The organism is Streptomyces sp. Ac-502 (assembly GCF_045222935.1).
Lineage (GTDB): Bacteria > Actinomycetota > Actinomycetes > Streptomycetales > Streptomycetaceae > Streptomyces > Streptomyces monomycini.
In genome coordinates this window covers 562,156-574,355 of sequence record NZ_JBHFFO010000001.1, presented here as the reverse complement: position 1 = coordinate 574,355, position 12,200 = coordinate 562,156, and the positions used below count along the sequence as shown (strand labels likewise).

11 protein-coding genes are annotated in these 12,200 nt (G+C 72.1%); 5 read left to right on the top strand and 6 right to left on the bottom strand.

Annotation, left to right across the window (positions count from 1 at the left end; genetic code table 11):
• Positions 1-301 precede the first annotated feature (301 nt).
• The 3 genes from ACEXOX_RS02675 to ACEXOX_RS02665 all read right to left on the bottom strand — a co-directional run bounded on the left by ACEXOX_RS02675 (position 302) and on the right by ACEXOX_RS02665 (position 3,733).
• Entirely contained in the window at positions 302-1,021 is a 720-nt protein-coding gene (locus tag ACEXOX_RS02675) for an SDR family oxidoreductase (RefSeq protein ID WP_406518846.1), read from the bottom strand.
• A 422-nt stretch (positions 1,022-1,443) separates the two neighbouring features.
• Positions 1,444-2,592, bottom strand: a complete 1,149-nt coding sequence (locus ACEXOX_RS02670; RefSeq protein WP_406518845.1) for a serine hydrolase domain-containing protein — start codon at positions 2,590-2,592, stop codon at positions 1,444-1,446.
• Positions 2,593-2,896: 304 nt separating this feature from the next.
• The gene (locus ACEXOX_RS02665; protein ID WP_406518844.1) at positions 2,897-3,733 is read right to left on the bottom strand and encodes a helix-turn-helix transcriptional regulator; all 837 of its coding nucleotides are present in this window, start codon (positions 3,731-3,733) and stop codon (positions 2,897-2,899) included.
• Between the two features lie 198 nt (positions 3,734-3,931).
• On the opposite strand from ACEXOX_RS02665, the gene ACEXOX_RS02660 reads away from it, so the two are divergent.
• Positions 3,932-5,389, top strand: a complete 1,458-nt coding sequence (locus ACEXOX_RS02660) for an MFS transporter (RefSeq protein WP_406518842.1) — start codon at positions 3,932-3,934, stop codon at positions 5,387-5,389.
• A 939-nt stretch (positions 5,390-6,328) separates the two neighbouring features.
• Here ACEXOX_RS02660 and ACEXOX_RS02655 read toward each other — a convergent pair.
• Positions 6,329-6,718, bottom strand: a complete 390-nt coding sequence (locus ACEXOX_RS02655; RefSeq protein ID WP_406518841.1) for a VOC family protein — start codon at positions 6,716-6,718, stop codon at positions 6,329-6,331.
• Positions 6,715-7,008, bottom strand: a complete 294-nt coding sequence (locus ACEXOX_RS02650; RefSeq protein ID WP_406518840.1) for an ArsR/SmtB family transcription factor — start codon at positions 7,006-7,008, stop codon at positions 6,715-6,717. The genes ACEXOX_RS02655 and ACEXOX_RS02650 overlap by 4 nt, the downstream gene beginning before the upstream one ends.
• A 199-nt stretch (positions 7,009-7,207) precedes the next feature.
• Between ACEXOX_RS02650 and ACEXOX_RS02645 the strand changes: the two genes are divergently transcribed.
• The 3 genes from ACEXOX_RS02645 to ACEXOX_RS02635 all read left to right on the top strand — a co-directional run bounded on the left by ACEXOX_RS02645 (position 7,208) and on the right by ACEXOX_RS02635 (position 10,441).
• Positions 7,208-7,858: a DUF4328 domain-containing protein gene (locus ACEXOX_RS02645; RefSeq protein ID WP_406518839.1), complete on the top strand. Its 651-nt coding sequence runs from the start codon at positions 7,208-7,210 to the stop codon at positions 7,856-7,858.
• 73 nt (positions 7,859-7,931) lie between these two features.
• On the top strand, positions 7,932-8,969 hold the full coding sequence (locus ACEXOX_RS02640) for a helix-turn-helix transcriptional regulator (RefSeq protein WP_406518838.1): 1,038 nt from the start codon (positions 7,932-7,934) through the stop codon (positions 8,967-8,969).
• 215 nt (positions 8,970-9,184) lie between these two features.
• Positions 9,185-10,441: a multidrug effflux MFS transporter gene (locus ACEXOX_RS02635; RefSeq protein ID WP_406518837.1), complete on the top strand. Its 1,257-nt coding sequence runs from the start codon at positions 9,185-9,187 to the stop codon at positions 10,439-10,441.
• Between the two features lie 35 nt (positions 10,442-10,476).
• On the opposite strand, the gene ACEXOX_RS02630 is transcribed toward ACEXOX_RS02635, so the two are convergent.
• The gene (locus ACEXOX_RS02630; RefSeq protein ID WP_406518836.1) at positions 10,477-11,034 is read right to left on the bottom strand and encodes a DUF6221 family protein; all 558 of its coding nucleotides are present in this window, start codon (positions 11,032-11,034) and stop codon (positions 10,477-10,479) included.
• A gap of 135 nt (positions 11,035-11,169) precedes the next feature.
• Here ACEXOX_RS02630 and ACEXOX_RS02625 point away from each other — a divergent pair, with 135 nt between their 5' ends.
• On the top strand, positions 11,170-11,931 hold the full coding sequence (locus ACEXOX_RS02625; RefSeq protein WP_406518835.1) for an aminoglycoside adenylyltransferase domain-containing protein: 762 nt from the start codon (positions 11,170-11,172) through the stop codon (positions 11,929-11,931).
• Positions 11,932-12,200: the final 269 nt, after the last annotated feature.

Below are 12,200 nucleotides of genomic sequence, written 5' to 3'. Positions count from 1 at the left end.
GAATGTAGCGGCCACAGGGGTGGTGACGTGAGGTCGGAACTGGCCACAAAGGGCCATGGAGGGGCTTATTCCGTCCTGGTGTGAACGGGCCGGTCGCGTCGTTCCGCTGTCGCCGCCGCTGGTGCCGAACGCGAGGGAGGCCCCTGGTGCATGCCGCCGGACCAGGTTCACGACCTGCTCGAAGAACGTCGCAAAGGCATGCCGTGCATGACGATCAGTCCAGCGTGCCGGTTTCCCGATACACGGAGCCGCCGTCCCAGCGTGAGACGGCCATTTCGCTCTCCACCTCGTGAGCAGCGCTCTAACGGCCGCCGAGACTGCTTCCGCCGTCGACGTCGAGGACATGACCGGTGATGAACCCCGCGTCGTCGGACAGCAGGAAGGCCACGGCCGCGGCGACGTCGTCGGGAGTGCCCAGGCGTCCCAGCGGGATCGAGGCGATCGCCGCGCGTTCCGCTTCGCTGCCGACGGGGCGCGTACGGCGGAACAGTTCGGTCGCGGTGGGGCCGGGCGAGACCGCGTTGGAGGTGATGCCGTCCGGCGCGAGCTCCAGGGCCCAGGCACGGGTGCACCCCACGAGCGCGCTCTTGGCCGCCGCGTAGGAAGTCCGGTTCCTGGCACCGTACGTCGCCCGCGAGGTGATGTTGACGATGCGGCCGAAGCGCTGCGCGCGCATACCCGGCAGCAGGGCCTGGACGATCTGGACCGATGCCCGCAGGTTCAGGTCCACCACCTGATGCAGGGTCGCCAGGTCGAGGTCCTGGAGGGGCTGGGGTTCGGCGATTCCGGCGTTGTTGACGACCCGGCACACCGCGCGTTCCCGGGTGACCTCGTCCAGCAGCTGTGCGGTGGCGTCGGTGTCGGAGAGGTCGCAGCGCAGGAACGTACCGGGAAACTCGCCTTCGGGCGCGGTCCGGGCCACGCCGATCACCTCGTACCCCGCCTTCGCGAGCCGCTGGGACAGCGCGAGCCCGATACCCTTGCCGGCGCCGGTGACCAATACGCGCGATACCTCTGACATGCCGTTCACCTTGCTCCCGGTCTTCCGCTTACGGTTTTGTGCCGAGCCGCCGAGCCGCCGCGGCCGCCGAGCCGGTCAGTGGCAAGGACAAGCGTGGCTGGACAGCACCCTCGACCATGCTGAGACAGCGAGTCTGTTCGAGGACAGAAGGCTCAGAAGCCTACTCCAGTCTCATGCTCCCCTCCCGTATGGAGGTTCCATGGACGTCCAGATGAGCACCGAGGCCGACAGTGACCTCGGTGCACTTGAGGTACTTGAGATGGACGAGCTGCAAGTCAGCGGTTCGCCCACGGCCTGCAACCACATCGCCAAGACAGTGTCGGGCCTCGTGGCACGGGGCGCCCGGCATGTCGCCCTTCCCGAACCCTTGATCCTCGGCGATGGCGAGGAGAAATCGCGGCGTTCACGAAGGCAGGTCTCGTTCACCAGATCGGCTCCCTTCTGTGATGGCTGCCCTGCCGCATCACCCGCTGGCCGGTCGTGGGGTGACGAAGCGGAACAACGGCCGCGAGAGCTGAGACCTGGGAGACAGTCAGTCGCACAGGGCGGCTGCGGGGGCCTTCTGCAACCCCTTGCTCAGCGGGAAGGGGGCTTTCCTCCAGCTCGGCGCCGAGGTCGTAGATGTTGGCGGCGAGGACCAGCTGCCGTGCGCCGTCGGCGGTGGTCAGGGCGATGCTGAAGTACCCGGGACCGCCGCCGTCGGTCTCCCAGGCCGTGACCGAGTTAGCGTCCGGCTCCGTGCCGCACGACACGTCCATGCGCTGCACCCCGAGCCCGTACGCAGGAGCGTCGGGAAACCGCACCGTGGTCTGGAGCTCGCGTTGTTGGGCCGGGCGCAGCAACGTGCCGGAGAACAGCGCCCGGTGGAAGCGGGCCAGGTCGTCGGCAGTGGAGATCATGGCTCCCGCCGTCCAGTCGTAGGACGGGCTGAAGCGGGTCAGGTCCCGTCCCTTGAGGTCGTAACCGTGCAGGTGCGGCCCATGGATGTCCGGGTCGGTCAGCGGGAAGGAGGTGTGCCGCAGGCCGAGCGGCGCGAGGATCCGCCGCTGGATCTCGGCGGGCGCGCCGCGGTGGGTGACCGCCTCGATCACCAGCCCGGCGAGCAGGTAGTTGGTGTTGGAGTACTTCCAGCCGGTGCCGGGCGCGAAGTACGGTGCGTGTCGGACAGACCGGGCGATCACCTCGCGCGGGGTGTGGACGTGGCCCCAGTCGTGGTCCTTCAGATAGGGGGCGAAGAACTCCGGCTCGGTGGTGGGGTCGTAGATCCCCGACGTGTGGTTGAGCAACTGGCGGATGGTGACGGCCGCGCCGTCGTTGCCGTTGCCTTGGACGACGCCAGGCAGCCACCTCTCCACACTGTCGCCGAGCGAGAGCCGCCCCTCGCCCTCCAACTGCAACAGCACCGTCGATACGAACGCCTTGGTGTTGCTGGCGATCCGGAACCGCTGGTCCGGCCGCGCCCGCTCGCCGCGCGCCGTGTCCGCGAGCCCGGCCGCCAGCCGTGACTGCCGCTCTCCGCGCCTGACGTACGCCACCGCACCCGGGAAGCCGTCCGCGACCGTCTGCTCCATGGCCTCCTGGAGACGGGCGGATGGCGAGGCCGGCGCCGTGGACCCGGCGGCAGCCCATCCCGTTTTCGCCAGAGGTACGGCACCGGCCACCGCCGGGACGGTCCCTGCTACCCCGACCGCCACTGCCACCGCGCACACACCTGCCCACCGTGTCGCGGCCCTTGCCCGTGCCTTCACCGCTGCTCCCGCACCTGTCGCCCACATCGTTCGTGCCCCAGTGTGCCGTGCTGCCACACCAGTCGCCCATCCTGCCGACACCCGGGCTGTACGGGGGACAACCCCCGTACGGCTGAGGGCCCGCCGTTCAGGCCGACAGACGCAGCAGCGCCTCGTGGTCCGGTGTCCCCGGCGGTGCCTGGTAGACGATCAGCCGCTGGCCTTCGCTGCGGGCCACGTCGTACGCCTCATAGGTCAGCGACAGCCGGCCCGCCACCGGGTGGTGGTACACCTTGCGCCCGTTGGTGCGCGCCCGGACGTCGTGACGCTGCCACAGGGAAGCGAAGGCGGCGCTGCGGCCGGAGAGCTCGTCGACGAGTTCGCGGATGTCCGGTGCGCCCGGGTGCAGCACCACGGCGGCGCGCAGATGGGCCACCACGCCGTGGGCCACGTCCTCCCAGTCGGCGTACAGCTCCCGGGCGGAAGGGTGGAGAAAGGCGTAGCGCGCGGTGTTGCGTTCCCGCTCGGGCCAGTCCTCGATGCCGGAGAAGAGGCGCAGCGCACCCTGGTTGGCGGCCAGCAGGTCGCTGGACCGGCTCAGCACACAGGCCGGGTACGGGTGCGTGATGTCGAGCATCCGGCGGACCTCCTCCCGGACCGTGCGCGCGGCGCTGCCCGCCCGCGCGTCGGTGAACGGGGCCGGCGGTCGGCCGCGGCTCAGCTCCGCGAGATGGCGGCGCTCGTCGTCGGTCAGCTTGAGCACCTGCGCGATCGCCGCCAGCACCGCGGGACTCGGCCGCTGCTGCTTGCCCTGCTCCAGACGTCGGTAGTACTCGATGCTGACGCCGGCCAGGATCGCGACCTCCTCACGCCGCAGCCCGGCCGTACGCCGACGCCCCGCCGACGGCGGCAGACCTGCCTCCTGTGGTGCGACGCGGCCCCGTCGGCTGCGCAGGAAGTCACCCAGCTCCGTTCTGTTCCCCATCGGCACGTTGCTCACAGATGCAGTATGCATTCACCGGGGCGGGCGAAGGGGGCCCTGCCAGGGCACCCTTCGGCAGGGTCTCCCAGCGGGCGGGCTCCCGGGGCACGCTGAACCCACCGCGGCGATCTGCGCGCGGCGGGCAGGGAACCTGACAGGGGCGACGCGGAGGCCCACGAAGAAAGGACGGTGGGCCCGGCTGTGTCCACTCAAGCCGAACTCACTCGCCGGGGACGCCATCTCGTCCTGGCGGTCTGTTGCACGAGCGTCTTCCTCAGCAATCTCAACAACACGGTGCTCAACGTGGCGCTGCCGGCGATGCAGCGTGATCTGCGCAGCCCGCTCTCCGGACTGCAGTGGACCATCGACGCCTACCTGATCGTGCTGGCCGCGCTGCTGATGCTCGCCGGTTCCGCCGGGGACCGGCTCGGCCGCCGCCGCGTCTTCCGGACCGGCCTGGCCCTGTTCACCCTCGGCTCGCTCCTGTGCGGGCTCGCCCCGGGCCTGGGCTGGCTCATCGCCTTCCGCACGGTCCAGGCGGCCGGGGCCTCGATGCTCAACCCGGTGGCCATGTCCATCCTCACCAACACCTTCACCGCACCACGGGAACGTGCCCGGGCGATCGGTGTCTGGGGCGCGGTGATGGGTGTGTCGATGGCGGTGGGCCCGATGGTGGGCGGGGTGCTCGTCCAGGGCCTGGGCTGGCGGTCGATCTTCTGGCTCAACCTGCCGATCGGACTGGCCGCGTTCGTCTGCGCCGCGCGCTTCGTACCGGAATCCCGTGCGCCCCGGCCACGCCGGGTGGACCCGGTCGGACAGGTCCTGGTCACGGTGCTGCTGGGCTGCCTGACGTACGCGATCATCGAGGGCCCCGGCACCGGCTGGACCGCCCCGCGCACCCTCGCCTGCGCCCTGGCCGCACCGGCCGCGCTCCTCGCACTCGTCCGCTACGAGCGGCGGCGCACCGAACCGCTGGTGGACCTGCGGGTGTTCCGCAGCGCCGGGTTCAGCGGCGCCAGTGCCACGGCGGTCTGCTCCTTCTTCGTACTCGGTGGCTTCCTCTTCCTCAACACGCTCTACCTGCAGAACGTACGCGGTCTGTCGGCCATGACCGCGGGCCTGTACCTGCTGCCCATGGCGGTCATGAACATCGTCGCCTCGCCGCTCTCCGGACGGCTGACGGCCACCCGCGGGCCCCGGCTGCCGCTCCTCCTGGCCGGGGCCGCCACCGCCGCGGGCGGTGCCCTGCTCGCCACCGGCGGCGCTCTCACGACGGACGCGCTGCTCTTCACGGCGTACGTCCTGATCGGCGTCGGTGTCGGACTGGCCAACACGCCGGTCACCGACGCGGCCATGTCCGGCCTGCCGCGGGAACAGGCCGGCGTGGCCGCGGCGATCGTTGCCACCAGCCGCCAGTTCGGGCAGGCACTGGGGGTCGCGGTGCTCGGCGCGGTACTCACCGCCAACCTGCACCGCTCCGGTACGCCGTTCACCCAGGCGGTGCTCCCGGGATATTGGATCGTCACCGCCTGCGGCCTGGCCATGGTCGCCCTCACGTTGGCCACCACGCGCCGTCCCGCGCCCGCCGCCGGGGCCGCCGCGCCCGCGCGACAGCCGTCGGCTCCGGAGGTGGCCGAGGTGGCCGAACCGCGAGCTTGACGCGGGCCGGGCCCGGGATGGACGCGGTCCCTCCTCCGGTTCCGGCGTGAGGTCATCGCGTACGGAACCCGCAGCCCGCATCCCGTGGTGACGACGCTCGGCAGATCGCTGACCAGGCCGAACGTGGATGCCATCAGGTTGCGGGCAGCGTCGTCGTCGTGCAGCGCCTTTGCCTGAACGTGCGGATCGTGCCCGCTCACGGGTCCTCCCTGCCCCGGCGGCCGGCCAGGCCCAGAGCGCTCCCGTCCGGTCGCATTCCGCAGGACGAGTCTGCAAGGTGCCCCGGAAGCTGCCGCCCCGGCGGGAGCGTGAGCGGGCGGCGCACGTCGGTTCGGTACGTCTGCCGGTGCGGGCAGGGGAGTGGGTCCAGCCCCACCCATCCGTGGGTCCAGACCCGTACTCCGCCGCTCACGTGCTCCGTAGCGTCGGCATCACGACACGACGGAGGAAGTCCATGACGAACATCAGTGACAGCACAGCCGGTACGGCGCACCTCGGCGAGCCCGGCGTCCAGCGGGCCTTCGCGACGGTGCGCAAGTGCGTCAAGCTCTACGGCGCCCTCTGCGCCCTCGCCCTTGTGACGGTGGCCGCGGTGGCGGTGAGCGGGCACGCGGTGACCACGTTCATGTGGGTGCGGGCCGCCGTGCTGCTCGCGATTGCCCCGGTGGTCCACCGGCTGGCGGTGCGCGCGGCGCAGGGATCGCGACGGCACTTCGAGCGGGTGTGCACGCTCACCGCCGTCATGCCGATCGCGATCATCGCCGTCGACGCGATCCCCGGTGTCTGCCCGCCGTGGTACGCCGTGCTGCAGGGCGTCTGCTCCGTGCCCCTGATCGGTGCCGCGTTCCTGACCCGGGGGCCGCGCTGCGCACCGCGTTTCCCAAGCAGCGGCCGGAAGGCCGATCCTGAGCAGGCACGGGGCACGCCTGGGGGCACGCTCTACGCGCTGTGCACGATCTGGATCAGGTTGCCGCAGGTGTCGTCCAGTACGGCGGTGGTGACCGTGCCCATCTCCAGGGGCTCCTGGGTGAAGGTCACGCCCAGTCCGCGCAGCCGCTCGAACTCGGCCCGCACGTCGTCCACGGCGAAGGAGGCGGCCGGGATGCCGTCCTGGACCAGCGCCGTCTTGTACGGCTGCACCGCGGGGTGGCCACAGGGCTCCAGCAGCAGCTCGGTCCCGTCCGGATCCTCGGGGGAGACCACGGTCAGCCACCGGGCCTCCTCGCCCAGGGGGACGTCGTGCTTCTTCACGAAGCCCAGCATGTCGGTGTAGAAGCGCAGCGCTTTGGCCTGGTCGTCGACGAAGACGCTGGTCACGTGAATTCTCATGGGGTGCTCTCCGGCGTGTCGGTGTTGAGCCATCGGGTCACGATGTGCTCAAGGGGTGCGGTGTTCAGGTCGTGGAACTTGTAGCGGCCCTGGCGCCGTGAGCGGACCAGGCCGGCGGATTCGAGTACGGCCAGGTGCTGGCTGATCGCCTGCCGGGACAACCCCAGGCCGTGCTTGGTCACCAGCCGGGCGCATATCTCGAACAGCGTCTGGCCGTTCCGCTCCGCCAGTTCGTCGAGGATGCGCCGGCGGGTGGGGTCGGCCAGCGCCTTGAAAACATCCTCTGCCATGACCTCACCATAGGCAAGTGGAGACTTGCCTGACAAGGCGGGGGAGCCGACGGTACCGGGACGGGGAACTGCCGGGTCCGTGCCGGACGACCGATGTCCTCTCGTCGCCGTCCGGGCACGTCAGGCGCCAACTGGACGCGGACATCGGCACGGTGGCGGCGTTTGGCGTACGCGCCCTTCCGTGCGGAACAATGCCCGGGTGGAAGATCGAATAGCGCTGTCCCCCCTGCGTCCCGTCCGCGGAGCGGCCCGCTGCGCCGTGGCCGCCCTCGTCCTCGCCGGTGCCGCCTGGGTGGCCCGGGCCCTGTGGCAGATCCGGCTCGCCGCCGCCGGCATGCCGGCGTCCGGGCCGCCGGACCAGGGCGAGGGGCGGCACCGCCCGCTGACCGCCCTGGAGGACGGCTACCACATCGTCACCACCCTGGGCGGCGTGGCCACGGTGCTCTGCGCGATCACCTTCCTGATCTGGCTCTCGCGCGCCCGGGACAACGCCCGCGCCCTCTCCGGAGAGCCGCCGCGCTACGGCTGGCCGTGGGTCTACGCGGGCTGGATCGTGCCCATCGCGAACCTGTGGGTACCCCGCGGAGTCGTGGCCGACATCCACCGGGCGAGCGCCCCGGGAGAGCGGCTGCCGCACGCCGTGAACTGGTGGTGGGGCCTGTGGCTCGTCGGGATGCTGAGCGGGACGGGCCTGATGTACACCGTCTCCACGGACCACGTCATCGAGCGTGCTTACCAGAACGTGTACCCGCTCCTGGCCGCCGACACGGCCGTCGTCGCGGCGGCGGTGGCCGCCGTCTTCGTCGTCCGCGCCCTCACCGCGGCACAACGGCGACGCGGCGACGTCTGAGTACGGTACATCCCCGCCGCGGCCACCGGGCGCGCATGACCGGGGAACCGGACGGGAGCTAACCTGCGGACTTGTGACCAGGGTGCATCAGCTCGCCGGCGTGGCCGGCTCGGCCGTGTCGGAGGCGACGTCCGCGGCGTACTACGCGTCGATCGCGCAGGCCGAGGAGAGCGGCGACGGCACGGTGCGGCACCGGCTGCGTCCGGAGGTCGGCGACGGCACCATCGAGGTGACATCGCTGCGCAGCGGGTTCGACATCGTCCGCTACGACGTCGCGTTCGCCGGCGGACACCAGGTCGGGTTCCGGTTCCCGGGGGACCACTTCGAGCTGGAGCACTGCGTCGACGGGCGGATGCACATCCGCGAGGCCGGAGCCGGCGCCGGTGACCTGCGCGCCCGCTCGGTGGCGCTGAGTCCCCGCGGTGCCATCGACGGCGTCGTGGCGCACGGCGACGGCGAGCGGTACCGAGCGGTGTCGGTCACCGGAACCTGGTCCGGACTGGAGTCCTACCTCGGCGGCCTCGGCGCGGGCGCCCTGCCGCCCACCGGACCGGAGAGCGTCGCCCGCGACCGGTACCTGGGCCGGTCCGCCGCGTTGCGCCCGGTCGCGGGCCCGCTGGAGGAGATCTTTCTGCACCGGCGCTCCTCCCCAGGACGCCTGCTGTTCATGGAGTCCCGGCTCGTGGCGGCACTCGCCGCGCTGGTCGACGGGCTCTCGGCCGGGGCATCGCCCGACGACGCATCACCCGCCGGCGCCCGGGGCCGCGCCGAGCCGAGCCTGGCCGACCACGAGACGGCCGCGCTGCGCCGGGTGCCCGGGCTGCTGTGGCGGGAGCGCCACGCACCGCCGACGCTCGCCGACCTGGCCCGGGCGTCGTCGATGTCGGTGCGGCGCCTCACCACCGGATTCCGCGCGCTGTACGGGACATCGGTGATGGAGTACCACCGGCGTCGCTGCCTGGACCGGGCCGCGGCGCTGCTCGTCGAGACCGACTGGCCGGTTTCCCGGATCGCCCACGAGGTCGGTTACGCCTCGGCCGGCAACTTCGGCTACGCCTTCCGGCGCGACCGGGGCACGTCGCCCGCCCGGTTCAGGCAGGCGCACTCCTGACACCAGCCGTCCGGGCCGCGGACGGGCGCGCTCCTGCCGCGGCCCGCCGAGGGCTGCCCCGCGCTCCACGCCCCGAGCCGAGCCCTCCACGCCCTCGGGCCCCGCCCTCCATGCCCCGGCCCCGCGCTCCACACCCCCGGGCCCCGCCCTCCACACCGCGGCACGTCCGCGGCGCCGACGATGGGCGCACCACAGGCACCCTCGGAGGGAGTCCGATGACCGTCCGCACCGCTTCCGTACCTCCACGGAATTCCGCACCACCACGGACCGGAACAGGTCTACTGATCATGGTCCTCGGCGGTCTCTCGGCGGTGTCACCGTTCGCCATCGACATGTACGCGCCCGGCTTCCCGGAGATCGTCACCTCCTTCGGGACCTCGAAGACGGCCGTCCAGCTCTCCCTGACGGCGTGCCTCGTCGGGCTCGCCGTCGGACAGGTCGTCCTCGGCCCGGTCAGCGACGCGACGGGGCGACGGCGCCTGCTCCTGGCCGGTTCCGGCGCGTTCAGCCTGCTGTCCCTGGTCTGTGCGTCCGCCCCGACCATCGTCGTGTTCGACGCGGCCCGGCTGCTGCAGGGCGTCGCGGGCGGCGCCGGCATCGTCATCGGGAGGGCGGTCGTCAGCGACCTGTTCACCGGCGCCCCGGCGGCCCGCCGGCTCACCACGCTGAGCGTCATCGGGTCCACCGCGCCGGTGCTGGCGCCGGTGGCCGGCGGCCTCCTCCTCGGCGTCGGCTCGTGGCGGCTGGTGTTCGTGGCACTGGCCGTGACCGGGCTGGTGCTGCTGACCGCGATCTGGGCGTGGGTACCCGAATCGCTGCCCGTCGAGCGGCGGAGGACCGGCGGCCTGCCGGCCGTGCTCGCCGCGATGGGCGGGCTGCTGCGGCGCCGGGAGATGGCCGGCCACCTCCTGGTCATGGGGTGCGGTCTGGCCGCCCTGTTCGCCTACATCACCGGCTCGCCCTTCGTCTTCGAGGGCGTCTACGGGCTGTCGCCCACCGAGTACAGCCTCGTCTTCGCCACCAACGCCGTCGGTACGGTGGTGGCCGGGACGGTCTTCGGACGGCTGGCCGGCCGGGTACGTCTCAACCTCCTGCTCACCGTCGGCGTGGCCGTCACCGTGGTCTCCCTGGCCACGCTGGTGACCCTGCTCGCCGTCGGCATCAGCACCTTCCTCACCACATGGGCCTGCCTGTTCGGCCTGACCTCCGGGTTCGGGCTGCTGCTGCCCGCGTCGACCACCATCGTCCTCGCGGTGGGCAGTGACTCTCCCGGAGCCGCTTCCGGGATGCTCGGCGGCGCCCAGTTCGTCCTCGGCGCCGCGGCCGCGCCCCTGCCCGGCGTGCTGGGGGACACCACCGCCATGTCGACGGCGGTCGTCGTCCTGGGCTGCGTACTGCTGTCCGCGACAGCCCTGGTCACGCTCGCCCGGCCGTGGGAGGGCCATGGCGAGCCGGCCGTCTCACCCGAGTGAGCCGCGTACGGCACCCGGGCCGCGCCCGCGTGCGGTCACGGCCTCCACTCCTCCCGCCACTGCCGGTGCAGTTCGTACGGCAGCGCTAGCACCTTCAACCGCAACAGGGCTCTCATTTCGCTGTGCGGCCAGTCGCGCGCGTCGTGATCGGGGTCGTCGATCGCCTCCTCGCAGTCCCGGGCGAGGCCGCGACGGGCGAGGGCGTCGTGGCGTATCCGTTCCGGGACCGGACAGCGGCACCCGGACGCCTCGGCGCCCGGGCAGCCGGGTTCGTGGAACAGGTCGGCGGTGCTTGCGTCCTCGGCCAGGCGGGCGTGCAGGAAGGCGGTCAGGAGGGTGAGCTGCGCCGTTGGGGCGGTGGCGGTGCGGGACGTTTCCGTGGCCGGAAAGCGCTGTACGTCGGTATCGTCCGGCCGGTGCCGGGACATCATGCGTCGTATGTCGCGGCGCATTTGTAAGGTGCGGAGCCTGGCTGCCGCCGCCTCGGACCGCATCCGGAGGGCCCGGTCGGCCGCCTGCTGTGCGGAGCGGCACAACTGCTCGCATTTCTCGAACGTGTTCCCGGTCGTGGGACGGCCGATGGTCTGGTGCACGGTGCCTCCCCGGCGACCTACGGACAGCAGCCCTGGTGCTCACGAATGTGCCCGAGAAGAACGGAAACGGGCAGGTGGTTTTCAGCCACTCGCCGACGGCGCGCCGCCGCGGCCCGCCCCGGCGACGACACTGGAATGATGGACCAGCGACAGCAGATCGCGACACTGGTCGGCGACGTCCTCGGCCCCGCACTCGTCGGCAGCTACCTCCACGGCTCGGCCGTGCTCGGCGGCCTCCGGCCGGCCAGCGACCTGGACGTTCTCGCCGTCTCCCGGCGGCGCATGACCGCACGGCAACGGACAGCCCTTCTCGACGGGTTGCGCGGCGTCTCCGGATTCACCGGCGGAGCCCGCCCGGTCGAACTCACCGTCGTCGTCCAGGACGAGGTGCGCCCGTGGCGCTACCCGCCGACCGGCGACTTCCTCTACGGCGAGTGGCTGCGCGACGCGTTCGCGACCGGTGCGGTCCCCGAGCCGGAACCGATGCCGGATGTGGCCCTGCTCGTCACCATGACGCTGGCCGGTGACCACCCCCTCACCGGCCCGCCCCCGGCACAGGTTCTCGACCCCGTTCCGTGGGCGGACGTGGTACGGGCGAGCGTGCGGGGCATCCCCGGTCTGCTGGACGACGTGGACAGCGACACCCGCAACGTCGTACTGACCCTCGCGCGCATCTGGACCACCCTCGCCACCGGCGTGATCAGGACGAAGGACGCCGCCGCAGACTGGGCCCTCGGCCACCTCCCGCCGCAGCACCGCCCGGTCCTGCGCCACGCCAGGGAGCTGTACCTCACCTGCCGGTACGCCGAGGAGAGCTGGAGCGGCGACCTGAAGGCACGGGTACGCCCGCTCGTGGACCACGTGCTCGCCGAGATCCGTCAACTGCCCGGCGGATGAGCGCGGTTCGGGGGAGCGGTTCACCGGCTCGTCCGGCACTCCTCGCCCTCGTGCCGCGGGGTCGGTCGCCACGTCGATGGTGCACAGGACGCCCCCGTACGCGGCGGGCGCACCGGCCAGCAGGCCGGCCGCCCGTCGTACCGCGGGCCAGGAGGGCCGTCCCGCGTGGTCGGCCCGCCGGTGGTTGAGCCGGGCGCTGCCGCCGTCGGGACTCAGGCCGACGGTGATGCCGGCCGCGCCGAGCCGCCGCACGGCGTCCGCGGTGAGCA